This window comes from Candidatus Eisenbacteria bacterium, assembly GCA_035577985.1.
In the GTDB taxonomy this organism is placed as follows: domain Bacteria; phylum Desulfobacterota; class Binatia; order DP-6; family DP-6; genus DATJZY01.
Genome location: DATJZY010000099.1, coordinates 16,673 through 40,370 on the forward strand (window position 1 = coordinate 16,673; position 23,698 = coordinate 40,370).

Below are 23,698 nucleotides of genomic sequence, written 5' to 3' on the forward strand. Positions count from 1 at the left end.
GCGACCTCAGCCGCCCTGGGTGGCGGCGTAGTAGTAGGCGAACACGAACGGGAACAGCAGGCTGTCCAGCCTGTCCAGGATGCCACCGTGACCCGGGATAATCCAGCCGGAGTCCTTGGCCCCGAAGGCGCGCTTCAGCGCCGACTCGCAGAGGTCGCCGAACTGCGCGAGAACGCTCATGACGACGGCCAGGAAGACCACCTCGCGCGTGCCGAGGCTGCGGTGCAACAGCAGGTGCACGAGCAGAGCGCCCAGCACCGCGCCGGCGATGGCTCCGATCGCCCCTTCGACGGTCTTGCTCGGGCTGACGCTCGGCATGAGCTTGTGCTTGCCGTACGCACGCCCGGCGAAGTAGCCGCCGGTGTCGGATCCGAACACCGCGCCGATGGTGAAGAGGAGCCAGCGCCAGCCGACGTCGGGGAGCTCGCGCAAGAGGATCGTGTGCGGCATGAAGAAGCCGACGTAGATGACGCCGAGCACGCCGAGCCCGAGGCGGTGCGCGGCGCCCGGGAGGTCGTCGCGCCGTGCCAGCAACGATACGAACCCGGCGATCACCGTGATGCTCACGGCGGCACCCCACAGGGCGGGATTCCGCGTCGCGACGCCAGCCGCCACGACGAGACCGAGGATCGCGCCGCCGATCCGCTCCGGTACGTGATCCGGCAGCGCCATCGCGAAGTATTCGTACAGGGCGATCGCGGTCACCAGCACGATGAAGCCCGCGAACAGCGGCGGCGACGCATAGACGATGAAGGCCCAGAGTGCGGGGATCGCGACGGCGGCGGTGGCAAGCCTCGTGCGGAGCATCGCGCCTCACCTACACGCGATCAGACGAGCGCGGACGGCAACGGCTCAGCTACCCGCCGCGCGCAGGGACGCCTCGCGTTCGACCTGGGCCGACGTCCGACCGAAGCGGCGCTGGCGCTGCTCGTAGAACGCGAGCGCCTGCTGGAACTCGCGCTCCCGGAAGTCGGGCCACAGCGTCTCGGTCACGTAGAGCTCCGAGTACGCCACCTGCCACAGGAAGAAGTTGCTGATCCGCATCTCGCCGCTGGTCCGGATGAGCAGATCCGGATCCGGCACGCCCTTGGTCGCGAGATGCTGCGAGACGACGTCGCTGGTGATGCGATCGGGATCGAGCTTGCCCTGGCGCACCTTGCGCGCCATGGCGCGCATGGCGCGCGTCAGCTCCTCGCGCCCGCCGTAGCTGACGGCGAGGATCACGGTCATGCCCTTGTTGCCCCGGGTCGCGGCGATGGCCGAGCGCAGCGCCTCGCGCACCGCAGGCGGCAGCCGGCGCAGCGTCCCCACGGCGATGAGCCGGATGCCGTGCTTCATCATCTTGTCGACTTCGCTCGCGAGGTAGCGGCGCAGGAGGTGCATCAGGCCGTCGACCTCTTTGGGCGGGCGGTGCCAGTTCTCGGTCGAGAACGCGAACAGCGACAGGTATTCGACGCCGAGGCGGCGCGCCGACTCGACGACGGCCCGCACGGAATCCTTCCCGACGCGGTGGCCCTGCAGGCGCGTGAGACCACGCTGCTCGGCCCATCGCCCGTTGCCGTCCATGATGACGGCGACGTGGCGGGGCAGGCGGCCGTGGCCGTTGCCGTTGCCGTTGGTCCGGTGGCCGTTGGCCCCGTGACCGTCGGCGCGACCGTTTGCGCGACCGTTCTCCACCCTCACACCGCCATGATCTCGTCTTCTTTGGTCTTCACGAGCTTGTCGAGCCGATCGATCGCGTCCTTCGTGCCGGCCTCGATCTTGTCGTGCGCGTGCCGATGGTCGTCCTGCGTGATCTTCTTGTCCTTCTCGAGCGCCTTCAGCTTCTCGAGCGCGTCGCGGCGGTGGTTGCGCATCGAGACCCGGTAGTCCTCCGCGACCTTCTTGACGTGTTTCACGAGGTCCTTGCGCCGCTGCTCGGTCAGCGCCGGGATGGGGACGCGGATCAGCTTGCCGTCGTTCTGCGGCGTGAGCCCAAGGTCCGAGGTGTGGATCGCCTTCTCGATCGCCTGCACCGCGGTCTTGTCGAACGGCTGGATCACGATCAGCGTCGGCTCGGGGACGTTCAACGTGGCCACCTGGTTCAGCGGCGTGCGCGTCCCGTAGTAGTCGACCATGATGCCGTCCAGGAGCTGCGTCGTCGCGCGGCCGGTGCGCACGTGACCCAGCTCCTTCTTGAAGGCGGCGACCGTGGCGTCCATCTCCTTCTTCGTGGCGTCGATCACTTCGTTCGTCATGCGCGGCCTCCGTGCACCAGCGTCCCGATCCGCTCGCCCGACACCGCGCGCATGATGTTGCCCGGGCGCATCAGGTTGAAGACGAGGATCGGCATGCTGTTGTCCATGCACAGCGATATCGCGGTGGCGTCCATCACCTGGAGCTGGCGATTGAGTACGTCGATGTAGGTGAGCTCGTCAAAACGGCGGGCGTCGGGGTGCTTCAACGGGTCGGCGTCGAAGACGCCGTCGACGCGGGTGGCCTTGAAGATGACCTCGGCGCCGATCTCCATGGCGCGCAGGCTCGCCGCCGTGTCGGTCGTGAAGAAGGGGTTGCCGGTGCCGGCGGCGAAGATCACGACCCGGCCCTTCTCGAGGTGCCGGACCGCGCGGCGCCGGATGTACGGCTCGGCGACCTGGTGCAGGCCGATGGCCGACTGCACGCGCGTGGGAACGCCGAGCTTCTCGAGTGCGTCCTGCATGGCGAGGGCGTTGATGACGGTCGCGAGCATCCCCATGTAATCGCCGGTCGCGCGATCGATCCCGACCCTGGCGCCCGAGGTGAGCCCTCGGAAGATGTTGCCGCCGCCGATCACCAGGGCGAGCTCGCAGCCGGCGGCGTGCACGTCGCGCAGCTCGATGGCGAAGTCCCGGAGCACCTCCGGGTCGATCCCGTAGCCGCCAGCGCCCGACAGCGCCTCTCCACTGAGCTTCAGGAGGACGCGACGGTAGCGCGGCGCACCGGTCGTCACCGGTGCCTGGTCAGGCTCCGGACGTGCCTCCAGCGGCGTCCTCCTTTCCGTCACTCCGCTCCTGCATCTCCCCGAGCTGATAGCGAGCAAAGCGACGGACCGCCACGTTCACCCCGAACCGCACGATGGCTTCCTTCACGAGATCGCCGATCGTGCGGTCACTCTGCTTGATGAACGCCTGCTCGAGCAGACAGACGTCCTTGTAGAACCGCTCGACCTGGCCGTCGACGATGCGCTCGATCACCTGCGGTGGCTTGCCGCTGGCCTCGGCCTGCTTGCGGTAGATCGCGCGCTCGCTCTCGATCTCGCTCGCCGGCACGTCCTCGCGCGATACGTAGCGCGGTGCGGCGGCGGCGACCTGCATGGCGAGGTCCTTCACGAGGGTCTGGAACTCCGTGGTCTTCGCGACGAAGTCGGTCTCGCAGTTGACCTCGATCAGCACGCCGACCTTGGACCCCGGATGGATGTACGCGCCGATGGCGCCGTCGGTGGCCGCCCGTCCGCTCTTCTTCGCGGCCTTGGCGAGCCCCTTCTCGCGCAGCACCCGCAGGGCCTTGTCGACGTCCCCGCCCGCTTCGGCGAGCGCCTTCTGGCAATCGACGAGCCCCGCGCCGGTCTTGTCGCGCAGCTCGCGGACGAACTCGAGGCTCATACCTGATGGGCCTCCAGCGCCTCGCCGTCACCCCCGGCCGGAGCCTCGTCGCCCTCGTCCGAGCCGCCCGTCTGCCCCGCCCCGCGCTGGCGCTCCTCGTAGAGATTGCGGCCCTCGATCACGGCCTCGGCGATGGCGGCGCAGAACAGCCGGATGGCGCGGATGGCGTCGTCGTTGCCCGGGATCTTGTAGTCGATCAGGTCGGGGTCGCAGTTCGTGTCGACCACCGAGACCACCGGGATGCCGAGCTTGTTCGCCTCGCGCACGCCGATTTCCTCTTTCGAGGGATCGATCACGAAGAGCAGGTCGGGGAGCTTCCGCATCGCCTTGATGCCGCCGAGCGACTGGAGGAGCTTCTCGCGCTCGCGGCGGAGCCCGATGAGCTCGCGCTTGGTGAACGCGTTCAGCATCTGCGGATCCTCCAGCATGTCGTCGAGCTTCTTCAGGCGCTCGATCGACTGCCGGATGGTCTGGAAGTTCGTGAGCGTGCCGCCGAGCCAGCGCGTGTTCACGTAGAACGCGCCGCACCGCTCGGCCTCTTCGCGGATGGCATCCTGCGCCTGGCTCTTGGTGCCCACGAACAGGATCTGTCCACCCTGCCCGATGCGGTCGCGCACGAAGGTGTACGCGTCACGGAACATCTTCACCGTCTGCTGCAGATCGATGATGTAGATTCCGTTTCGCGCGCCGAAGATGTAGGGTTTCATCTTCGGGTTCCAGCGGCTCGTCTGATGCCCGAAGTGGACGCCCGCTTCGAGCAGATTCTTCATCGTCACATCCGTCATAGTTTGTCTCGCGAAACGGTGCTCTCTAGCAGAAATGCAAGGGTCGAGGCAACGACGACGTCTCCCGGGTCACTGGCTCATCGAGTCCAGGAACTCGCGGTTCGCCTTCGTCCCTCCGAGTTTGTCGTGGAGGAATTCCATCGCCTCCACGGTGTTCAGTTGCGTGAGCAGCTTGCGCAGGATCCAGACGCGGTTCAGCACCGGGGCCGCGAGCAGGAGCTCCTCCTTGCGCGTGCCGGAGCGGGCGACGTCGATCGCCGGGAAGACGCGCTTGTCCATCAGGCGCCGGTCGAGGTGGATCTCCATGTTTCCGGTGCCTTTGAACTCCTCGAAGATCACCTCGTCCATGCGGCTGCCGGTATCGACGAGCGCGGTCCCCATGATGGTGAGGCTGCCGCCGTGCTCGATGTTGCGGGCGGCGCCGAAGAACTTCTTCGGGCCGCGCAGCGCGTTCGAGTCGACGCCGCCGGAGAGCACCTTGCCCGACGGCGGCACCGTCGCGTTGTAGGCGCGCGCGAGCCGCGTGATCGAGTCGAGCAGGATCACGACGTCGCGCCCGTGCTCGACCAGGCGCTTCGCCTTCTCGATGACCATCTCGGCCACCTGCACGTGCCGCGTCGGCGGCTCGTCGAAGGTGGAGCTCACGACCTCGCCCGACACCGAGCGCTGCATGTCGGTCACCTCTTCGGGGCGCTCGTCGATCAGCAGCACGATGAGGACGACCTCGGGGTGGTTCGCCGTGATGCCACGGGCGATGTTCTGCAGCATCACGGTCTTGCCCGTGCGCGGCGCGGCGACGATGAGCCCGCGCTGCCCCTTCCCGATGGGCGTCAGCAGGTCGATGATGCGCGTCGTCACCTCGCCGGGATCGTTCTCGAGGTGGAGCTGCTCGTTCGGGTAGAGCGGCGTGAGATTGTCGAACAGGATCTTGTCGCGCGCCTGCTCGGGTGACTCGAAGTTGATCTTCTCGACCTTGAGGAGCGCGAAGTAGCGCTCGCCCTCTTTCGGGGCGCGGATCTGTCCGGAGACGACGTCGCCGGTGCGCAGGTTGAAGCGCCGCACCTGGCTCGGCGAGACGTAGATGTCGTCCGGACCCGGCAGGTAGTTGTAGTCGGGCGCGCGCAGGAAGCCGAAGCCGTCCTGCAGGATCTCGAGCACCCCCTCGGCGAACACCTGGCCGTTCTGCTCGGCCTGCGCCTGCAGGATGGAGAAGATCAGCTCCTGCTTGCGCATGGTGGACGCGCCTTCGATGCGGCGCTCGCGCGCGAGCGTGGCGAGATCGGCGATGCTCTCGGCCTTGAGGCTCTTCAGATCGAGCGGGGGCGGCTCCTCGTCGGCCACCCCCGCGCGCGGCGCCTCGGGTGTTTCGACCTCTTCCACGATCGGCACGACGGCGGCCTTGGACCGCACGCGCACCGCGCTCTCGCCTGATCGCTGCCGTGCACTCACACGCACCCCTCCACCACCGCTCGATGCAGCACTCCCCTCCGAACGATCATGTTGCGCAGGATGAAAACGGCGACCTCGCTCAGGCGGGCTCGCTAGGCGTGACGGAACGTCCGTGACAGTACGGAAAGGGAAGCTGCCTGTCAAGTTTTGAGGGACGGATTTTTCAATGTCCTCGCGAGCTTGCGCAACGTATCCAACACCCCCGACAGGTCCGCCGGGAGCGGCGCCTCGAGGTGGACCTCGGTCCCGCTCGCCGGGTGCACGAAGGTGATCGCCTGGGCGTGCAGCGCCTGCCGCGGGCAGGCCGCGAGCGCGTCGGCCGTCTCCCTGGCCGTGCCCCGCCGGCGACCTCCGTAGACGGCGTCGCCGACGATCGGGTGGCCGAGCGCAGCCAGATGGACCCGGATCTGGTGCGTGCGCCCCGTCTGCGGTGCCACCGCGAGCAGCGTCGCCCCCGGAAATCGCTCGACGACCGTGTACCGCGTGACGGCGGCGCGGCCGCGCGGTGCCCGGACGCTCATGCGCTTGCGCTCGCGGGGGTCGCGGCCGATCGGACGGTCGATCGTTCCGCTCGCGGCGCGGACGTGTCCGTGGACGAGGGCCAGGTAGCGCTTGTGGATCGTCCGCGCGCGGAACTGGCGCGCGAGCGCCTCCAGCGCGGCCGCCGTGCGCGCGACCACGAGCACGCCCGACGTGTCCTTGTCGAGCCGGTGCACGATCCCCGGGCGCTCGGCGGCGCCGACGCCCTCGAGCGCGCCCAGATGGTGCAGGAGCGCGTTCACGACCGTGCCGCGCCGCGCGCCGGGCGCGGGATGCACGACCATGCCGGGCGGCTTGTCGATCGCGAGCAGCACCGCGTCTTCGTACAGGACGCGCAGCGGCAACGCCTCCGGTTCGATGCCGGCGGGCGGCGCGACGTTCAGGTCCACCTCGATCCGCATGCCCGCGCGCACGACGAACGACGCCTTGCGCACGACGCCGTCGACGCGCACGTGCCCGCCGTCGACGAGCTGCTTTGCCTGCGAGCGCGTGCCGACCTCCGCCAGCGTCGCGACGACGCGATCGAGGCGCTCGCCCTCGTGCGCCGCCGTGACGTGCACGGCGTGCGTCCGCACGCTCACGGCGAGGCGGCGAGCGCGGCGCGGGCTCGCACGACGTCGTCGGCGATCGCGCGCCGGAGCTCGTCGGGGCCCGAGAAGCGCCGCTCGCCACGCAGGTGCGCCACGAATGCCAGCTCCAGCCAGCGCCCGTAGAGATCGCCCTGCCAATCGAGCACGTGGGCTTCGATCGTCCGCCGCAGCTCGCCGAACGTCGGCCGGACGCCGACGTTGAGCACCGCGGGCATCGGCGCCCCGCCCGCGCGCGCGTAGACGGCGTAGACGCCGTCGGCGGGCAGGACGAGACGCCGGCCGACGTGGAGGTTCGCGGTCGGAAACCCGAGCGTCCGCCCGCGCTGCTCGCCCGTCACGACGCGGCCCCGCAGTCCGTACGGTCGCCCGAGCAGCAGGCGGGCGGTCGCGACGTCGCCGGCCGCGACCGCCCGCCGGACGCCGGAGCTGCTGACCGCGGCGTCGCCCTCGGCGACCGGCCCCACCGCCTCGACGCTGAAACCGTGGCTCGCGCCGAGCGCGCGCAGAGTCTCGGCCGTGCCCGCGCGGTTGCGGCCGAAGTTCACGTTGTAGCCGACGACGACGTGCGCGAGGTCGAGCGACGGCAGGATGTCGCGCGTGATGAACGCGTCCGGATCGTGGGACGCGAACTCGCGCGTGAAGCGCTGCACGACCGCCACGTCGACACCGAGGCGCCGCAGGGTCGCGAGCCGGTCGTGGAGCGACTGGATCATGCCGGGCGCTCGCTGCGCAGCCAGGACCATCACCGGGTGGGGATGGAACGTCAGCGCGACGGTCTGCCCGCCGCGGGAACGTGCCTCGGCAACCGCACGAGCGAGGATGGCCTGGTGTCCGCGGTGCACACCGTCGAAGTTGCCGAGCGTGAGGACGACCCGCGGCAGCCTCGACCCGACCCGCGCGAGGTGGCGGATGACCCGCATCGGCCCGCCTATATCGTAGGGCCCGCAGCGTTTGAACTCCGACCCAAGACTACGTCTTGGGTCGGGGGAGAACGCGGGAGTGTGGCGTCCGGGCACGCGCGACCGGCATGCCGCGGCCCGCGAAGCTGGCGCGGCACCGCAGGGACGCACCAGACGATGCACGCTGCCGCGAGCTGCATCGCCCGGCGCGCCCCGCGCCGTCGTCTACGTCGTCACGGAAAGCGACGCCCGGACAACCATACGTCGCGCGTATCACGAACGCGACACTCTCGCGTTCTCCCCGACCCAAGACGCAGTCTTGGGTCGGTGTCCTAGCGATCGAGCTCGGTCAGACGCTTCCGCGCGCGCCCGGCCTCTTCCGAGTTCGGGTAGTCCTTGATGAGCTTGCCCAGCGCCAGCCGCGCATCCGGCGTGTCGCCGATCTCGATGAAGAGGTTCCCCTGCTCCCAGAGCGCCGCCGGCGCCTTGCTGCCGCGCGGGTACTTGGTGACGACGTCGTAGAATTTGGAGATCGCCTGGTTCCGATCGCCCTTCAGCGCGTAGCAACGTGCCGCCCAGTAGAGCGCGCTCGACGCGAGCGGCGATTCCTTCTTCTGCGCCGCGAAGCTGTTGAGCTGTCCCACCGCCTTGCCGCAGTCCTTCTTCGCGACGTTGTCCATGATGGGCGCCAGGTCCGCGCGCTCGGGGGCGTTGCTGGCGGCCATCGCCGCCTGATCGCGGCTGACGTCGCGCGCCCACACGTCCTCGGAGGGCGCCGGAGGCGGCACCGGGGGTGGCGGTGGCACGGATGCCGTCTTGTCGGGCGGCGGCGTGCCCGCGTCGGGAGGCGGCTCCTGGTCCGGCGGATGCTTGGCGGCTTCGAGCTGCTTGCGCTCCTCGTCGGTCATCACGTGCTCTTGCGGCGGGCGCTGCACGGGCACGTCGAGGTCCCCGCGCACCCGCTCGAGCTCGCGCTGGATCGCCTGGATCTGCTTGCGTTGATCCGAGATCTGCGACTGCAGCCGCCGCTCCTGCGCGATCAGGTCGGCCTGGGTCGCGCACCCCGCGAGCCCGAGGGCGATGCCGACGGCCGCGAGCCGTGTCGTCGTGCGCGTCACTTCCCGAGGATCACCGCGTGAACCCGGCGGTTCCGCGCCCAGCACGCTTCGGTCTCGTCCTGGCAGAGCGGCAGCTCCTTGCCGTAGCTGATGGTGGAGATGCGGTCGCCGCCGATCCCCTGGCCGACGAGGTAGTCCTTCACGGCCTTGGCGCGCTTGGCGCCGAGGCCGAGGTTGTACTCGATGGTGCCGCGGCTGTCGCAGTGGCCTTCGAGCTCGATCTTCGCGCGCGGGTTCTGGCGCAGCCAGTCGACGTTCTCGTCCAGCCGGCCGCGCTCGCTCGATTCGATCTCGGCGCTGTCGTACCCGAAGTGGATGTCCTTCAGGATGCCGTCCTCTTCCGGTCCGCGTCCGCTGCGCGCACGATCGAGGCTCGAGCCGCTGAGGCCTTCCTCGCCCGTGCCGGTGCCCTCTTCGCCGACGCCCTTCTTCTTGGTCGAACAGGCGCCCGCGAGTGCGACCACCACGCAGAGTGCGATCAGCGCCGTCCGCTTCGCCGTCATCCACCGCATGCCCCTCACCTCACCACTCCAAGCGTGCAGACCACGACGGCGACGTATCATCGGCTGTTCCACGGGTCAATTCTCGCTGCACGCGTCCGTCGCGATCGGCGAGCGCGAGATGATGCCCGCCACCGCGCGTCGTCGAGAAGATGAGGTAGCGACCGTCGGGCGCCCACGACGGATCCTCGTTGCTGCCCTGCGAGGTGACCGTCTTCGCGCCCGTGCCGTCCATCATCGCGACGACGACCTGGAAGCCGCCGCCCGCGCGCGTCGAATACGCGATGCGATCGCCCTTCGGCGACCACGCGGGCGAGGTGTTGTAGTTCCCGACCGTCGACACGCGGCGCAGGCCCGAGCCGTCGATGCCCATCTCGTAGATCTGCGGCGAGCCGCCGCGCGCCGAGCAGAAGGCGAAACGCTGCCCATCGGGCGCCCACACCGGCGAGACGTCGATGGCCCAGTGGTCCGTCAACTGGCGGATGAGGCCGCCCGATCGATCGAGCAGGAAGATGTCCGAGTTGCCGCCGTCCTCGCGCGCGACGAGGAGCTTCGAGCCGTCCGGCGACCACGCGCCGCTCAGCACCGCGCCGGCGCCGGGCACGAGCCGGCTCACCCGGCGCGTCTGCATGTCGAAGGTGAAGAGATGGGGCTGGTGCTCCTTCCACGACGTGAAGAGGATGGCGCCGCCGTCGGGCCGCCAGCGCGGCGAGGCCATGAGCGTCTGCTCGTTCGTGAGCCGCATCGGATCGTCGCGGTCGAACGTCCACAGGTAGAGCTCCTTCAGGAGCCCGCGCCCGCCGCGCGTGCTCGTGAGCGCGATCTGCGAGTCGAACGGGCCGCGCTCGCCGGTCAGGAACTCGAGGAGCTGATCGGCGAAGCGATGCGCCATGCGCGGGACGTCGGCGCGCGCGCCGCTCACGCGACGGCCGACCTCGGGCACGTCCTTGCGACCGGGCACGTCGAACAGGCGCACCTCCACGGTCACCTTGTCGCCGTCCACGCTGATGCCACCCTTCACCAGCTCCTGCGCGCCGAGCGCGGCCCAGCCGACGAAGTCGATCTCGGCGGCCCCGATCCCGGACGCCTGGTTCTCGATGAACGTGCGGGGATCGATCAGCTTGAAGTACCCGGAGAGATCCAGGTCCTTCGACAGGACGCGCGCGAACGTCTTGCCGAGCGATCCGTCGTTGTCACCGCCGAGGTTCTTGAGCGGGACGACGGCGATCGGGAACGACTGGCTTCCCGGGCCGACGATCGTTCCCGTGACGACGGCGTCCGCCCGCGTCGCCGCGGCGCCGATCGCCATCGCCATCATCCACGCCACGAGCCGTGCAGTGGTCATCCCTGGCCTTGCCCTCCTCCCTCTTCTTCGGATTTGAACTCGATCACGAACTCCCGGAAGTCGTTTACATAGCGGGCGGGGGGCGGCGGAAGCGGGTTCGATCGCTGCACCGCGCGCTGCACCGACGCGTCGTACGCCGCATCGCCGGAGGCCTGCTCGAGCTTGACGCCACTCACCTCGCCGTTGGCTCCGATCTGGAAGCGCACCTTCGCGACCAGGCCCGGGCGCGTGACGACGTTCACCCATGCCGCCTTCACGGTCGAGACGACGCGCTGCTGATAGGCGAGGAACTCGAGGCCCACGACCTGCCCGCCGCCACCCGGCCCGTAGCCGGGCGTGCCGATCGGCCCGCCGCTGGTGTCGGTGCCGCCGAGCCCGCCGCCACCGCCGCTCGCGCCCTTGGCGCGCCACTTCTCCGCCGCGGCCGCGTACGCGTCGCCGCCGTCGGCGGCCGTCGCGTCCGCCTTTCCGTTCGGCTTCCCCGCCGGCTTGGCGTCGGCCGGCTTCGCGTCAGCCGGCTTCGCGTCGGCCGGCTTCGGCGCGCTCGCCGTTTGCGGCTTCGCCGGCGCCGGCTTCGGCGGCTCTGGCTTCGCGGCGTCCGCCTTCGGCTCGGGCTTGGGCTCCGGCGGCTTCGCTTCGGGCTTCGGCGGTGGCGGCTTCTCGACCGACGGCAGCTTCACCTCCGGCTCGGGCGGCTTCGGAGGCTCGGGGGCCTTCTGCGGTTCGGGCGGCTTCGGCGGCTCCGGCGCCTTGGCCTCGCTCGGAGGCGGCGCCACCGGCTCGGGCTTGGCGACCGGCTCGCCCTGCCGCGCCTGGGTGTCGCCGCTCGCGGCGGGACCGGGTCGCGGTCCGATCGGCTGGTCGGGACGTCCCACCGGCAGCTTGCCACCGAGCGAGCTCGGATCGGTCAGCTCCACCGTGTACGCGACGATCGGCAGCGGCGCGGGCGTGATGAACGGCAGCACGAAGAGCACGAGGACCAGCAGCGCCGCATGCGCGGCGGCCGACACACCCACCATGCGCGTGAACTGCGGATCCCAGTCCGGGGTGCCTCGCATGAGCACGGCTCTCGGCATGACGCCTCAGCGCGGTCGGTCGGGGGGCGGCTCGGTCACGAGCCCGATCTTCACCAATCCCGACTCGCGCACGGCCGCCATCGTCTTCATCACCTGCCCGTAGGGCACCGACTGGTCGGCGCGGACGTACACCTGCCGGTCGGGGCGCGCGGTGCGGATGGCGGCCAGCTTCTCGGTGAGCGCGGGCAGCGCGATCGGGGTGTCGTTCAGGAACACCTGCCCGGTCTTGTTGACGTTGACGACGAGCTGCTCCTGGTCGCCCGCGAGCGGTGCGCCCGCGACCTTCGGAAGGTCGATCGAGACGCCCTGTTGGAGGATCGGCGCCGTCACCATGAAGATGACGAGCAGCACGAGCATGACGTCGACGAGCGGCGTCACGTTGATGTCGGAGATGGCGCCGCTGCCCTCGGACTGCCCTGATCCGCCGAATGCCATGCCGTCCTACTTCTTCAAGAAGTGCCGCTCCGCGATGTTCAGGAACTCGGACGCGAAGGTGTCGACCTCGGCCATCAGCACGCGGAGCTGGCGCGCGAAGCGGTTGTACATGACGACCGCGGGGATCGCCGCCGCGAGGCCGACGGCGGTCGCGATGAGCGCCTCGGCGATGCCCGGCGCCACCGCCTGGATGCTGGACGAGGTCGCCGTCGAGAGGCCCATGAACGCGGTCATGATCCCCCACACGGTGCCGAAGAGGCCGATGAACGGGGCGGTGCTCGAGGTGGTGGCGAGAAACGTGAGCCCGCGCTCGAGGCGCGTCACCTCCTGGATGCGCGCGCGCTGCATCCCGCGCTGCACGTTCTCGATGCCGCCGAACTCTCCCTCGGCCATGCCCTCGCCCTCGTCGATGGCGCGTTTGGCCTTCGTCATGCGCTGCAGCTCCTGGTAGCCGGCTCGAAACACCTGCGCCACCGGGCTGTCCTTCAGATCGACGCTCGCGGCGTGGATGGTGGCGAGGTTGTTCGCCTCCCAGAAGATGTCGATGAACTTCGCCGACTGCTTCTGGGCCCGTCGCATCTCGCGACTCTTCGCGAGCGCGATCCCCCAGCAACCGATCGAGAAACCGATCAGGATGAACAGAACGAGTCGGACCACCCAGCCCGACCCCCAGAAGAGGTGCAGGATCTCCATCTGCGGCGCGGGCGACGGCACACCCGGCAGCGCGGCCTGCGCGGCCATCCCTCCCAACCCCCACATCACATCCACCACGAGCGCGCTCTCCTCACGCGGGTGCCACGGCAGGTGCGATCTCTACGCCTCGGGTCCGGGGGCGTCAAACCCGACGCACCGGTTCCTTGCATGCCGTTCGGACGTACGGTACCTGATTCCCTTCACTTTTCTCCCCCGGAAGAGGAGTACCACTCGATGGGCATTCGCGTCGGCATCAACGGCTTCGGCCGCATCGGAAGGAACGTCTTCCGCGCCTGCCTGGACGAGTCGCGGCTCGAGTTCGTAGCCGTCAACGACATCACCAGCGCGAAGACGCTGGCCCATCTCCTCAAGTACGACTCGGTCCACGGGACCCTGAAGGACGACGTCAAGGCCGAGGGCGACGGCCTCGCGATCGGTGGCCGCAAGATCAAGGTGCTCGCCGAGCGCGACCCCGCGAAGCTCCCCTGGAAGGACCTCGGGGTCGACCTCGTGCTCGAGTGCAGCGGCATCTTCACCGAGCGGGACAAGGCCGCCATCCACCTCGGCGCGGGCGCGAAGAAGGTGATCGTCTCGGCGCCGTCCAAGGGCGCCGATCTCACGGTCTGCTTCGGCGTGAACCACACCGCCTACGACCCGAAGAAGCACCAGGTCATCTCCAATGCCTCGTGCACGACCAACTGCCTGGCGCCGGTCGCCAAGGTCCTGCACGAGACGTTCGGCGTGAAGCGCGGTCTCATGACCACGGTGCATTCCTACACGAACGACCAGCGCATCCTCGATCTGCCGCACGAGGATCTCCGGCGCGCCCGCGCGGCTGCGCTCTCGATGATCCCCACCAGCACCGGCGCCGCGAAGGCGATCGGCCTCGTCATTCCGGACCTCGCCGGCAAGCTCGACGGTATGGCCGTGCGCGTTCCGACGCCGAACGTGTCGCTGGTCGATCTGACGGCCGAGCTCGCGAAGCCCGCGACCGAGGCCGAGATCAACGCCGCCGTCAAGGCGGCCGCAGCGGGGCCGCTCGAGGGCGTGCTCATGTACTCCGACGAGCCGCTCGTCTCGAGCGATTTCAACGGCACGTCGTACTCGTCCATCTTCGACAGCGCGCTCACGCGCGTGATTGACAAGACCTTCGTCAAGGTCCTGTCGTGGTACGACAACGAGTGGGGCTTCTCGAACCGCATGCGTGACGTCGCGCTGCACGTCGGATCGAAGCTCGGCTGAGCGCGCGTGCGAACCCTGCGAGACCTCGACGTCGCGGGAAAGCGGGTCTTCGTCCGCGTCGACTACAACGTGCCCCTCGAGGGCGGGCGCGTGACCGATGCGACGCGCATCGAGGCGACGCTCCCGACCGTGCGCTGGATCCTCGAGCACGACGGCAAGGCCATCCTCGCCTCGCACCTCGGACGTCCGAAGGGCGCGGCGAATCCGAAGTACTCGCTCCGCCCGGTCGCCGACCACCTGAGCCGGCTCCTCGATCGCGCCGTGCCGCTCGTCGCCGACTGCGTGGGTCCGGTCGCGGAAGCCGCCGTCGCCGCGATGAAGAACGGCGACGTCGTGCTGCTCGAGAACCTCCGCTTCCACGCCGAGGAGGAGAAGAACGACCCCTCCTTCGCGCAGGCCTTGGCGAAGCTCGCCGAGGTCTACGTCGACGACGCCTTCGGCGCGGCCCATCGCGCGCACGCGTCCACGCACGGCATGGTGAAGTACGTCCCCGCGCACGCCGCGGGCTTCCTCCTCGCGCGCGAGGTCGAGGTACTCTCGAAGCTCCTCGCCGCGCCCGCGCGGCCGTTCGTCGCCGTCCTGGGCGGCGCCAAGGTGTCGGACAAGATCGCCGTCATCGAGAACCTCCTGGATCGCGTGCAGGTGTTCTGCGTCGGCGGCGCGATGGCCTACACGTTCCTCAAGGCGCAGGGAAAGCCCGTCGGCCGCTCGCGGGTCGAGGACGATCGGCTCGACGTCGCGCGCGAGACGCTCGCGCGCGCCCAGGCGAAGAACGTGAAGGTGTGCCTGCCGGTGGACCACCTCGCCGCCGACAAGCCCGAGGCCGGCGCCCGCAGCCAGATCGTCGGTGCAGATGCATTCCCCGCCGATCTCCTCGGCGTCGACATCGGTCCCGCGACGGCGAAGGCGTACGCCGCCGAGATCGCCGCGGCCCGGACGACGCTCTGGAACGGCCCCATGGGCATCTTCGAGATCGACGCCTTCGCGCAGGGCACGATGGCCATCGCCGAGGCCCTGGCGATGTCGAAGGCCACCACGGTCGTGGGCGGCGGCGACTCGGTTGCCGCGCTCGCGCGCGCGGGGAAGATCGGCGCCGTGACGCACGTGTCGACCGGCGGCGGCGCATCGCTCGAGTTCCTGGAGGGCAAGACGCTGCCGGGCCTGGCGGCGCTCGCATCGTGATGGCGCGGATCCCGCTGCTCGCCGGAAACTGGAAGATGCACGGCGCGCGCGCCGAGGCGGTGGCGCTCGCCTCCGCCCTCGCGAAGGACGTCGGGCGCGTCCCCGGACGCGAGGTCCTCGTCGCCCCACCCTTCACGGCGCTCGAAGCCGTCGCCACGGCGATCGCCGGCACCGACATCCGTCTCGCCGGCCAGAACCTGCACTGGGAGCCCAAGGGCGCGTTCACGGGCGAGATCTCGGCCCAGATGCTGAAGGAAGCCGGCTGCACGCACGTCATCATCGGGCACTCCGAGCGCCGGCAGCTCTTCGGCGAGACGAACGAGACCGTGAACCGCCGGCTCGAGACCGCGCTCGAAGCGGGGCTCGTCCCCATCGTCTGCGTCGGCGAGACCCTCCAGGAGCGCGAGGCCGACGCGACCGCGCAGGTGGTCGAGCGGCAGGTCGCGACCGGATTCGCCGGCGTGTCGACCGCCAACTTCGCGCGCTCCATCATCGCGTACGAGCCCGTGTGGGCCATCGGGACCGGGCGCACGGCCACGCCCGCGCAGGCCCAGGAGGTCCACGTCGCGATCCGCCGCCAGGTGGCGAAGCTCACCGCGCCCGAGACTGCGGAGCGCGTCCGCATCCTGTATGGTGGCAGCGTCAAGCCCGACAACATCGACAGCCTGATGGCCGAGCCGGACATCGACGGCGCACTCGTCGGCGGGGCGAGCCTCGTCGCCGATCAATTCACCCGCATCGTGCGGTTCCAGGAGCGAAAGTCATGATCGACGCAGTCACCCTGTACATCGTGCCGGTGATCCACGTGTTCGCGTGTCTCTTCCTCATCGTCGTCGTGCTGCTGCAGACGGGCAAGGGCACCGACATGGGCGCCGTCTTCGGCGGCGGCAGCCAGACGCTGTTCGGCGCGAGCGGCGCGGGGAACCTCCTCACCAAGCTCACGACCGCGACCGCGATCACGTTCATGATCACGTCGCTGATCCTCACCTACAGCCAGACGCACAGCTCGTCGGGGTTGCTGAACCGCATTCCCGACGCGGCACCCGCGGCGGCACCCGCCGAGCCCGCCGCGGGACAGCCCGCCGCTCCGGCTCCCGCGGCGCCGGCCGCACCCGCCGATGCACCCGCGGGCGGCGGCGCACCGGCGAACTGACGCCGCCGCGTCGCAATGCTCGACAGGTGCCGACCCCTCTGTTACCTAAACGCTCCCCTCAGTAGCTCCACGAGCCGTGCGAGGATGGCGGAACTGGCAGACGCGCTAGTTTGAGGGGCTAGTGGGCTAATACCCCGTGGGGGTTCAAATCCCCCTCCTCGCACTCCCGAACCGCCGCGACGAAACCGTGATGGCGGGCCAGGCCACGATGGACGATCAAATTGCGAACGGCAAGGCGAGGCTAGCCGGCGATCGCAAACCCTACGAACAGCTAAAGGGCATCCTCGTCCGGTTCACGCCGGACTTTGAGATCATGCCGGGAACAAAAGCTCCGGAGCCGGGCATACCGCAGGCGACGAATCCGTTCGAGGTGGAGCGGCCGGCCGTGGATTCCGTCACCGACTAGAGATCGAGATCCTCGGATGCGGCCTGGGTGGGATCAACCCGTTCGATCGTCCCATCCGCTGCGGCGTGCTCCTCAATGGGACGAGCCTGCGGGTCATGGATCTCGACCGGGCCGCGACGCTACTCGTGAATGCTGCGGAGGGGATCGGCTACGACGCGACGGCGGAGAGCTTCTTCGGAGAGCTCACAGATGACCTGACGACGCTGTTCGTCCGATACCTCCTGGACGAAGCGAGAACGATCGGTGATCTGCTCCCAGCCGTGCTCGAGATGCGCTTGCGCATCGTTCACGGTCGCTGCGAGCTGGTCCTTGCGCTTCTGCGCCTCGGCGGTGCCGTCGGCCGCCAGGGTCTGCAATTGAGCTTTGAGCTCGTTGATCTTGGCTTCTACGCGGAGCCGCAGCTCCTCCTTGCTCACTGACATGATGTCCTCCTTCGAGAATCGACGTGCGATGACGAGGGCGGAGCTTCGCCTAGTCTTCCTTGCCGCCGAGTGTCTTCAGCGTACCGCCCACGGCTTTGCCGGTGCCTTCGACGACGTCTCCGGTGCCGTGAACGGTCTTGCGCACCGCCTTCCCCGTGCCGTGGACCGTCCCGACGGCGGCGCCGGCCACGGGCGCGTGATGTTTCTTGTGGCCCTTGACGGTGCCCTCGGCCGTCCCCTTGGGAATCTCCGCAGGAGCCGTGATGATCTTCCCGGCTCCTTCGACTGCTTGCTGTGCCATGACGGGCGTAGCCACGATGGGCATTGCCCACACGACGGCGGCGACCATGATTCTCTTGATCATCGTGCTTCTCCCCTGATCTGCGTGACGCCCCTCGACCGGTCGAACCGGCGAGGCCGTTCCCATGAGCGGTGCAAGCGATATGCCCCGCCGTCCTCCCCGCCGAGGACGCAAGGTCACGACGTCATCGACAATCTCAGCCCGCAAGGCTCCGGCTGTTCCCGCCCGAAGGAACGCCGACGGACGCGTTCTCATTTGCTGGAATGGCGAGACCCGCGCTCCGGCGCGCGCCGAGGACGCACACTACGACGGCCTCGCCGATCTGCCGTTCACGCAGGGCTTCCTGCCGCAGAACGGCATCGCGGCGCTGAAGGACGAGCTCGTCTTCCAGCGCGCCGTGCAGTCGTATCTGTGGGCCCTCCCCGCGCTCAACATGTACGGTATGAAGGAAGGCTCCGAGAAGGGGCCGGTTGCCGTAGCGCCGTCAGAAGGTGACGGGAAGCTTTGCCGGGCTGCGGCCGAGCACCTGAGACCACTCCATGGTCTCCGGGTCGGCGGCGAGTGCCGGCGCCAGCTCGGCCACCCCTCGTACCGCCTCCTCGAGCGTCGTCCGGGCGAGCGCCGCGCCCAGGCAGTAGTGCGGCCCGCCGCCGAATGAGAGCAGTCGTGGGGCATCGGGTTCGTCGAAGCGGCGCGGCACGAACGCATCCGGATCGCGCCACACCTCCGGATCGCGATTGGCGGTGAGGAAGGTGCACGCCAACATCGTCCCGGCCTGACGCTCGATCCCGCAGATCTCGATCGGCTCCACGACGGTGCGGGGCGCGAAGCTGATGCCGGGCTCGAAGCGGATCGTCTCGCTCACGAGCGACGCCAGCGCGGCAGGCCGCGAGCGGACCTCCGCCAGCGCGCTCGGCCGGGCGAGTAGGGTCAGCAGCGTGCAGCCGATCTGGCTCGCCGTGGTGTCGTGGCCGCCGACGAGCAGGTTCGCCACCATCGTGACCGTCTCGTCGCGAGTGAGGCGATCGCCGTCGTGCTCGGCGCGAATCAGCGCCGTCATCAAGTCGTCGGCGGGGGCGTGGCTGCGCTGCTCGATCAACTCTCGGACGTAGGCGAGCAGGTCCGTGATCGCGGTTTCCGCGCGCGTGATCTGATCGGGCTCCATGAACAGGAACACGGGGCTCAGCGCATCCACCCAGGCGATGAAGTCGGGAACCGCCGCGGCCGGGACGCCCAAGAGCGCGCACATGACGTGCATCGGCACGTGAGCGAAGGCCGCGACGAGATCCCCACCGCCCGCCTGGCGCAGCGCCGAGACGTGCTCGGCCACGCGGGCGGCAGCGATTGGCCGGAGCCTCTCGACCGCGCGCGGGGTGAACGCCTTGCTGACCAGACGCCGCAGCCGGTCGTGGCGGCCGCCGTCGTTCGTGAACATCAGCGCGCCATACCACTCGCGCAGAGGCCCCCCGGCGATGCCCATCGCGTCGAAGAGGGACAGCCCGACGCCGTGCACCCGCGGCTCGTTCAAGAGCCGCTCGATGTCGCGGTGGCGCAGCACGTAGACCATGCCGGTGTCTTCGTCGATCGCCGTCGGTCCGCGGGACGCGGTCTCGAGCATCAACCGCCTCCACTCGCGTGGGTCGGTGACCGCAGTCGCGGCGACCTTCGGCTCCATCATGGCTTCGTCCTGCCGTCCCCGTCCTGCACATAGCAGGCGGCCGAGTGCCCAGGGAAGCGACATCGGGCGGTCTGGAATTCAGAGTCACTAGCTTGGCAGACCTCGTGAACGATTTCGCACAACTCGGCGTGTCCGTATCGTTCCCGTTCGGCCCGTGGTATGGACGCGCTCCCCGATGCACTGCCCGTCCTGTCACCACGAGAACCGCACCGAGCGTCGATTCTGCGCCGAATGCGGCGCCGCGCTCGCCGCGCGCTGCGCGTCGTGTGGCGAGGCGAACCAGCCGGGCGAGAAGTTCTGCGGCGGCTGCGGGGCGGCGCTGACGGCGCCGTCGCTGAGACCGCCGCCGCGATCGTCGCTTCCCCCCACTCCCAAGCACCTCGTCGAGAAGATTTTGAGCTCCCGCCTCGAGGGCGAGCGCAAGCAGGTGACGGTGCTGTTCGCCGACGTCAAGGGCTCGATGGAGCTCGCCGAGGCGATGGACCCCGAGGCGTGGTCGGAGATCATGCAGCGCTTCTTCACGATCCTGGCGGAGGGCGTCGAGCGCTTCGAGGGCTTCGTCGACAAGTTCACCGGCGACGGCATCATGGCGCTCTTCGGCGCGCCGATCGCGCACGAGGATCATGCTCGGCGCGCCTGTTACGCTGCATTGCACTTGCAGGACGGCCTCCGGCGCTACGCCACCGAGCTCCGCCTGGGTCGCGGGTTCAACTTCTCGGCGCGGCTCGGTCTCAACTCCGGTGAGGTCGTCGTCGGTGCCATCCGAACGATCGGCGACGACCTCCGGATGGACTACACGGCGCAAGGCCACACCGTCGGGCTCGCGGCACGCATGGAGCAGATCGCCGAGCCGGGCAAGATCTATCTCACGGGGCACACCGCAGCGCTGATCGACGGCTACTTCGCGCTCGCCGACCTCGGCGCGATCGAGATCAAGGGTGCGCAGGCGGCGATGCACGTGCACGAGCTGCAGGGCCTCGGCCAGATGCGGACGCGACTCGACGTCTCACGGAGCCGCGGCTTCTCGCGCTTCGTCGGGCGCGGCGACGAGATGCACGTGCTCGAGACCGCTCTGGCGCGCGCCCGCGAGGGCCAGGCCCAGGTCGTCGGCATCGTCGGTGACGCGGGTCTCGGCAAGAGCCGGCTCTGCTACGAGTTTCTCGAGCGCTGCCGGGCGCACGGCCTCATGACGTACGAGACCACCGGTGTCGCGCACGGCAAGGCGATCCCGTTCCTGCCCGTGCTGCGGCTCTTCCGCGCCTTCTTCGGCATCACGGAGCAGGACAGCGATGCGACGGCGCGCGAGCGCATCGCCGGCCGCCTCCTGCTGCTCGACGAGCGCCTGCGCGAGAGCCTGCCGCTGAACTTCGACTTCCTGGGCGTTCCGGATCCGGACAACCCACTCCCGCGCATGGATCCCGAGGTGCGCCAGCGGCAGCTGTTCGACATCGTCCGTCGCGTGATGCAGGCGCGCGGACAGCGCGAGACCCAGGTCACCCTGCTCGAGGACCTGCACTGGTTCGACGGCGGCAGCGCCGCGTTCCTCGAGCCGCTGCTCGAGGCGGCCGTCGGAACGCGCACCTTGGTCCTGCTCAACTTCCGCCCCGAGTACCAGGCGCCGTGGATGGGGCGGTCCTACTACCACCAGCTGCCGCTGGCACCGCTCGGCCCCGACGCGATCCGCGAGCTTCTCGCTGCGCTCCTCGGCGACGACCGCAGCATCGCCGGCCTCGCCGACGCGATCTATGCCCGCACGGCCGGCAATCCCTTCTTCACGGAGGAGGTGGTGCAGAATCTGGTCGAGTCGGGAAAGCTCCAAGGCAGCAAGGGCAGCTATCGGCTCGTCACGCCCGTCGACAAGCTCGAGGTGCCGAGCTCCGTGCATGCCCTCTTGGCGGCGCGCATCGATCGCCTGGCCGTGCGCGAGAAGGACGTGCTGCAGACCGCCGCCGTGATCGGCCGCGAGTTCGACGAGCCGACGCTCGCGGCGGTCGTCGAGCAGGACGCGCCGCAGCTGCGGGAAGCCCTCCAGACCTTGAAAGACGCCGAGTTCGTGTACGAGCACTCGCTGTACCCGATCGCCGAGTATCTCTTCAAGCATCCGCTCACGCAGGAGGTCGCGCTCGCCTCGCAGCTCCAGGACCGGCGCCGGCGGCTGCACGCGGCCGTCGCACGCGTCATCGAGGCGGCGCATCCCGCCGACCTCGATCAGCAGGCGGCGCTGCTGGCGCATCACTGGGAGGAGGCGGCCGATCCCGTGCACGCGGTGCGCTGGCACCGCCGCGCCGCCGAGTGGGCCGGCGCCCGCGATCCCGTCGAAGGCCTGCGACACTGGCGGAAGGTGCGCGACATCGGTCGAACGTCCGACGACGCCGAGGTCAAGGAGGCGCGGCTCCGCGCCTGCGGCGTCCTTCTCGCGAGCGGCACCTGGCGTCTCGGCATGAGCGAGGACGAGGTGCGAGGCTGCATGGAGGAGGTCCGCGCGCTGGCGCAGGAGCTCGGGCGTCCGGCGATCATGGTCACGTCGCTGACCGGTTTCGCCGGCCACCTCGGGGTGCTCGGTCGGCCGGAAGCGGCTCTCGCTCGGGCCGAAGAGGCGAAAGCCATGCTCCACGACGGCATGGGTTCCGGCGAGACCTTCTCGGTCGAGACCACGCACGCGTACTGGCTCGCGGTCTCGGGACGCATTCCGCAGGCGATCGCGGCATTCGACCGCGTGATCGAGCTGACAGGTGGGGATCCGAACGTGGGCCGGGAGCTGATCGGCTACAGCCCGCTCATCTGGGCCGAGTTCTGCGCGGGGTGGATGCGGGCACAGGCGGGTCGCTTCGACGAGTGCTGGCCGCGCCTGGAACGCGCCATCCGGCTCGCGCGCGAGCACGGCGCGCAAGAGAACCTCGGATGGGCGCTCGGAGGCATCGGTCTGTGCGCGTATCTCGCGGGCGGCACGTCGCGCGCGCCGACGACCGACGTGCGCCGGGCATGCGTCGAAGCCGTCGAAATCGCCGATGCGGGCGGCAGCCGGTTCTCACAGATCTTCGCATCGTACAACCTCGCGACCGCGCATTTCCTGGAGGGCGACTACCCCGCCGCCGAAGAGCAATACGCCGAGGCGTTCGCGCAGGCGCGCGCCGCGGGCACGGCGCTCGACTGGCTGAGCTTGGAGCTGGCGGTGTGTGCCGATTCGTGTCTCGCGCGCGGCGACGCCGAAACCGCGGTCGCCAGGGCACGGGAAGCGATGGCCGCCGCGGATGCCGGCGGTGCCTGGTTCCAAGCTGCCCTCGCGCGTGCCGCGGCGGCCGACGCCTTGCTCCGCGCCGGCGCGGCGACCCACGACGTCGCAGCCGTGATCGCCGATGCGCGCGAGCTGGTGCGCAAGAGCGGCGGCGACTCGCTGCTGCCGCGCCTCCGCGCGGCCGAGGCTCGCCTCGCCGGCCGCGACGATCCGGCGATGCTGGAAGCGGGGCTCCGCGACGCCGAAGCCATGTACCGCGCCCTGGGCGCCCCCGATGCTGCCGCACGCCTGGCGACGGAGCTCGCGTCCGACGACGAGCTCGAAAGAGCCTGAGCATATACACACGCCCGTCCGTCAATGGTGCGGCGGATGCGTGTGCGGCGGGACGTCGGGCAGCGCGCTCGTCCGGCTCGGGCACGCTCACGACGCCGGAACAGTCTTCTGGCCCGCCCGTCGCTCGGCCTCGTAGAAGTCCTTCCGGGCGCGCATCCGATACTGCCTCACGATCTCGGTGCGGAGATGGGACTCGACGTCTGGGTCGCGCGAAACGATCGCTCCGAGACGTGGAACGGCGCAGCTCTCGGTTCGATGGCGCGGATGATTCCGCACGTCCCCACTCCGTTCACGACGCGAACGTCATCCCCATCGGGAGAGCCGCCTCCGGTCGTTCCCGTCCACGAGAACTCCCACCAGGCCTACCGGCCTAGCGAACTGGTACGGCTCGTGCGTTCAGCGAAAGCGATCGACGCGGGTCTGCCCGACTATGGGATGCACGCTCCGACATCGAAGACCGATCTGGGTCCTCGCGCTGACGATCCTCGTGGGCGGCTGTGCGCCCCCGATCGGCATCCGGATCGCGAATCCCCGCGAGGTTCAGACCACGCTCACCGGGAGCGCGCTCACCGACGACGAACCGAGCGACGCCTCGCTGAACGAGCTCCGCCGTTACGACCTGCTGCAGGCGTACGGGCCATAGTCGGGACAAGCCTGGGAACTGTAACGTAGCGGCCGATTCTCGGACCCTGACCC

Annotated in this window: 25 protein-coding genes and 1 tRNA gene; 8 read left to right on the forward strand and 18 right to left on the reverse strand. The window is 69.5% G+C overall.

Translation table 11 applies throughout. The annotated features are described in order from the left end of the window. Positions 1 to 6: 6 nt before the first annotated feature. The 15 genes from VMS22_13635 to tolQ form a co-directional block, all read right to left on the reverse strand. On the reverse strand, positions 7 to 807 hold the full coding sequence (locus VMS22_13635) for a phosphatidate cytidylyltransferase (GenBank protein ID HXJ35068.1): 801 nt from the start codon (positions 805 to 807) through the stop codon (positions 7 to 9). A gap of 45 nt (positions 808 to 852) precedes the next feature. Continuing rightward, positions 853 to 1,683, reverse strand: coding sequence for an isoprenyl transferase (locus tag VMS22_13640; protein ID HXJ35069.1), 831 nt, complete (start codon positions 1,681 to 1,683; stop codon positions 853 to 855). Then, entirely contained in the window at positions 1,680 to 2,237 is a 558-nt protein-coding gene (gene frr / locus VMS22_13645; protein HXJ35070.1) for a ribosome recycling factor, read from the reverse strand. The genes VMS22_13640 and frr overlap by 4 nt, the downstream gene beginning before the upstream one ends. Further along, positions 2,234 to 2,968, reverse strand: coding sequence for a UMP kinase (gene pyrH / locus VMS22_13650; protein HXJ35071.1), 735 nt, complete (start codon positions 2,966 to 2,968; stop codon positions 2,234 to 2,236). The genes frr and pyrH overlap by 4 nt, the downstream gene beginning before the upstream one ends. 10 nt (positions 2,969 to 2,978) lie before the next feature. Next, positions 2,979 to 3,620 carry a translation elongation factor Ts gene (gene tsf, locus VMS22_13655; GenBank protein ID HXJ35072.1) on the reverse strand — a complete coding sequence of 214 codons (642 nt, stop codon included), beginning with the start codon at positions 3,618 to 3,620 and terminating at the stop codon, positions 2,979 to 2,981. Beyond that, a complete protein-coding gene (gene rpsB / locus VMS22_13660; protein ID HXJ35073.1) occupies positions 3,617 to 4,405 on the reverse strand; it encodes a 30S ribosomal protein S2 in 789 nt (262 codons plus the stop codon). The genes tsf and rpsB overlap by 4 nt, the downstream gene beginning before the upstream one ends. Before the next feature lie 69 nt (positions 4,406 to 4,474). Continuing rightward, the gene (gene rho, locus VMS22_13665) at positions 4,475 to 5,746 is read right to left on the reverse strand and encodes a transcription termination factor Rho (protein HXJ35074.1); all 1,272 of its coding nucleotides are present in this window, start codon (positions 5,744 to 5,746) and stop codon (positions 4,475 to 4,477) included. 248 nt (positions 5,747 to 5,994) lie between these two features. Further along, positions 5,995 to 6,975 carry an RluA family pseudouridine synthase gene (locus tag VMS22_13670; protein ID HXJ35075.1) on the reverse strand — a complete coding sequence of 327 codons (981 nt, stop codon included), beginning with the start codon at positions 6,973 to 6,975 and terminating at the stop codon, positions 5,995 to 5,997. Next, positions 6,972 to 7,904 carry a bifunctional riboflavin kinase/FAD synthetase gene (locus VMS22_13675; protein HXJ35076.1) on the reverse strand — a complete coding sequence of 311 codons (933 nt, stop codon included), beginning with the start codon at positions 7,902 to 7,904 and terminating at the stop codon, positions 6,972 to 6,974. Before VMS22_13675 ends, VMS22_13670 begins: the two co-directional genes overlap by 4 nt. A gap of 311 nt (positions 7,905 to 8,215) precedes the next feature. Next, positions 8,216 to 9,001, reverse strand: a complete 786-nt coding sequence (locus VMS22_13680) for a tetratricopeptide repeat protein (protein ID HXJ35077.1) — start codon at positions 8,999 to 9,001, stop codon at positions 8,216 to 8,218. Next, complete coding sequence (locus VMS22_13685) at positions 8,998 to 9,513, reverse strand: OmpA family protein (protein HXJ35078.1); 516 nt, start codon at positions 9,511 to 9,513, stop codon at positions 8,998 to 9,000. Before VMS22_13685 ends, VMS22_13680 begins: the two co-directional genes overlap by 4 nt. Positions 9,514 to 9,523: 10 nt before the next feature. Then, a complete protein-coding gene (gene tolB, locus VMS22_13690; protein ID HXJ35079.1) occupies positions 9,524 to 10,846 on the reverse strand; it encodes a Tol-Pal system beta propeller repeat protein TolB in 1,323 nt (440 codons plus the stop codon). Then, on the reverse strand, positions 10,843 to 11,922 hold the full coding sequence (locus VMS22_13695; protein ID HXJ35080.1) for a cell envelope integrity protein TolA: 1,080 nt from the start codon (positions 11,920 to 11,922) through the stop codon (positions 10,843 to 10,845). The genes tolB and VMS22_13695 overlap by 4 nt, the downstream gene beginning before the upstream one ends. A gap of 6 nt (positions 11,923 to 11,928) precedes the next feature. Next, a complete protein-coding gene (gene tolR, locus VMS22_13700) occupies positions 11,929 to 12,357 on the reverse strand; it encodes a protein TolR (GenBank protein HXJ35081.1) in 429 nt (142 codons plus the stop codon). A gap of 6 nt (positions 12,358 to 12,363) precedes the next feature. Next, entirely contained in the window at positions 12,364 to 13,128 is a 765-nt protein-coding gene (gene tolQ, locus VMS22_13705) for a protein TolQ (GenBank protein ID HXJ35082.1), read from the reverse strand. Positions 13,129 to 13,284: 156 nt separating this feature from the next. Here tolQ and gap point away from each other — a divergent pair, with 156 nt between their 5' ends. The 6 genes from gap (at position 13,285) to VMS22_13735 (ending at position 17,033) form a co-directional block, all read left to right on the forward strand. Beyond that, positions 13,285 to 14,292, forward strand: coding sequence for a type I glyceraldehyde-3-phosphate dehydrogenase (gene gap / locus VMS22_13710; GenBank protein HXJ35083.1), 1,008 nt, complete (start codon positions 13,285 to 13,287; stop codon positions 14,290 to 14,292). 6 nt (positions 14,293 to 14,298) lie between these two features. Continuing rightward, positions 14,299 to 15,474, forward strand: a complete 1,176-nt coding sequence (locus VMS22_13715; GenBank protein ID HXJ35084.1) for a phosphoglycerate kinase — start codon at positions 14,299 to 14,301, stop codon at positions 15,472 to 15,474. Continuing rightward, complete coding sequence (tpiA, locus tag VMS22_13720) at positions 15,474 to 16,241, forward strand: triose-phosphate isomerase (GenBank protein HXJ35085.1); 768 nt, start codon at positions 15,474 to 15,476, stop codon at positions 16,239 to 16,241. The genes VMS22_13715 and tpiA overlap by 1 nt, the downstream gene beginning before the upstream one ends. Next, complete coding sequence (secG, locus tag VMS22_13725) at positions 16,238 to 16,627, forward strand: preprotein translocase subunit SecG (protein ID HXJ35086.1); 390 nt, start codon at positions 16,238 to 16,240, stop codon at positions 16,625 to 16,627. Before tpiA ends, secG begins: the two co-directional genes overlap by 4 nt. Before the next feature lie 78 nt (positions 16,628 to 16,705). Further along, a tRNA-Leu gene (locus VMS22_13730) sits at positions 16,706 to 16,790 on the forward strand. Positions 16,791 to 16,817: 27 nt separating this feature from the next. Then, positions 16,818 to 17,033, forward strand: coding sequence for an alkyl sulfatase C-terminal domain-containing protein (locus VMS22_13735; GenBank protein ID HXJ35087.1), 216 nt, complete (start codon positions 16,818 to 16,820; stop codon positions 17,031 to 17,033). Positions 17,034 to 17,152: 119 nt separating this feature from the next. Here VMS22_13735 and VMS22_13740 read toward each other — a convergent pair whose 3' ends face one another. The 3 genes from VMS22_13740 to VMS22_13750 form a co-directional block, all read right to left on the reverse strand. Then, a complete protein-coding gene (locus tag VMS22_13740; GenBank protein HXJ35088.1) occupies positions 17,153 to 17,455 on the reverse strand; it encodes a hypothetical protein in 303 nt (100 codons plus the stop codon). Between the two features lie 49 nt (positions 17,456 to 17,504). Continuing rightward, positions 17,505 to 17,819: a hypothetical protein gene (locus tag VMS22_13745; GenBank protein ID HXJ35089.1), complete on the reverse strand. Its 315-nt coding sequence runs from the start codon at positions 17,817 to 17,819 to the stop codon at positions 17,505 to 17,507. A gap of 421 nt (positions 17,820 to 18,240) precedes the next feature. Next, the gene (locus VMS22_13750; GenBank protein ID HXJ35090.1) at positions 18,241 to 19,431 is read right to left on the reverse strand and encodes a cytochrome P450; all 1,191 of its coding nucleotides are present in this window, start codon (positions 19,429 to 19,431) and stop codon (positions 18,241 to 18,243) included. A gap of 178 nt (positions 19,432 to 19,609) precedes the next feature. Here VMS22_13750 and VMS22_13755 point away from each other — a divergent pair, with 178 nt between their 5' ends. Next, positions 19,610 to 23,002 carry an adenylate/guanylate cyclase domain-containing protein gene (locus VMS22_13755; protein HXJ35091.1) on the forward strand — a complete coding sequence of 1,131 codons (3,393 nt, stop codon included), beginning with the start codon at positions 19,610 to 19,612 and terminating at the stop codon, positions 23,000 to 23,002. A 430-nt stretch (positions 23,003 to 23,432) separates the two neighbouring features. Continuing rightward, positions 23,433 to 23,645, forward strand: a complete 213-nt coding sequence (locus tag VMS22_13760; GenBank protein HXJ35092.1) for a hypothetical protein — start codon at positions 23,433 to 23,435, stop codon at positions 23,643 to 23,645. Positions 23,646 to 23,698: the final 53 nt, after the last annotated feature.

Excerpts from the sequence above, each read along its gene's own strand:
- VMS22_13760 (HXJ35092.1), top strand. The coding sequence starts at position 23,433 with ATGGGATGCACGCTCCGACATCGAAGACCGATCTGGGTCCTCGCGCTG.
- VMS22_13745 (HXJ35089.1), bottom strand. The coding sequence starts at position 17,819 with ATGATCAAGAGAATCATGGTCGCCGCCGTCGTGTGGGCAATGCCCATC.
- VMS22_13695 (HXJ35080.1), bottom strand. The coding sequence starts at position 11,922 with ATGCCGAGAGCCGTGCTCATGCGAGGCACCCCGGACTGGGATCCGCAG.
- tolB (HXJ35079.1), bottom strand. The coding sequence starts at position 10,846 with ATGACCACTGCACGGCTCGTGGCGTGGATGATGGCGATGGCGATCGGC.
- VMS22_13740 (HXJ35088.1), bottom strand. The coding sequence starts at position 17,455 with ATGTCAGTGAGCAAGGAGGAGCTGCGGCTCCGCGTAGAAGCCAAGATC.
- VMS22_13675 (HXJ35076.1), bottom strand. The coding sequence starts at position 7,904 with ATGCGGGTCATCCGCCACCTCGCGCGGGTCGGGTCGAGGCTGCCGCGG.
- rpsB (HXJ35073.1), bottom strand. The coding sequence starts at position 4,405 with ATGACGGATGTGACGATGAAGAATCTGCTCGAAGCGGGCGTCCACTTC.
- frr (HXJ35070.1), bottom strand. The coding sequence starts at position 2,237 with ATGACGAACGAAGTGATCGACGCCACGAAGAAGGAGATGGACGCCACG.
- VMS22_13635 (HXJ35068.1), bottom strand. The coding sequence starts at position 807 with ATGCTCCGCACGAGGCTTGCCACCGCCGCCGTCGCGATCCCCGCACTC.
- tolR (HXJ35081.1), bottom strand. The coding sequence starts at position 12,357 with ATGGCATTCGGCGGATCAGGGCAGTCCGAGGGCAGCGGCGCCATCTCC.
- VMS22_13685 (HXJ35078.1), bottom strand. The coding sequence starts at position 9,513 with ATGCGGTGGATGACGGCGAAGCGGACGGCGCTGATCGCACTCTGCGTG.
- VMS22_13750 (HXJ35090.1), bottom strand. The coding sequence starts at position 19,431 with ATGGAGCCGAAGGTCGCCGCGACTGCGGTCACCGACCCACGCGAGTGG.
- tpiA (HXJ35085.1), top strand. The coding sequence starts at position 15,474 with ATGGCGCGGATCCCGCTGCTCGCCGGAAACTGGAAGATGCACGGCGCG.
- tsf (HXJ35072.1), bottom strand. The coding sequence starts at position 3,620 with ATGAGCCTCGAGTTCGTCCGCGAGCTGCGCGACAAGACCGGCGCGGGG.
- VMS22_13755 (HXJ35091.1), top strand. The coding sequence starts at position 19,610 with ATGCACTGCCCGTCCTGTCACCACGAGAACCGCACCGAGCGTCGATTC.
- secG (HXJ35086.1), top strand. The coding sequence starts at position 16,238 with ATGATCGACGCAGTCACCCTGTACATCGTGCCGGTGATCCACGTGTTC.
- gap (HXJ35083.1), top strand. The coding sequence starts at position 13,285 with ATGGGCATTCGCGTCGGCATCAACGGCTTCGGCCGCATCGGAAGGAAC.
- VMS22_13735 (HXJ35087.1), top strand. The coding sequence starts at position 16,818 with ATGGCGGGCCAGGCCACGATGGACGATCAAATTGCGAACGGCAAGGCG.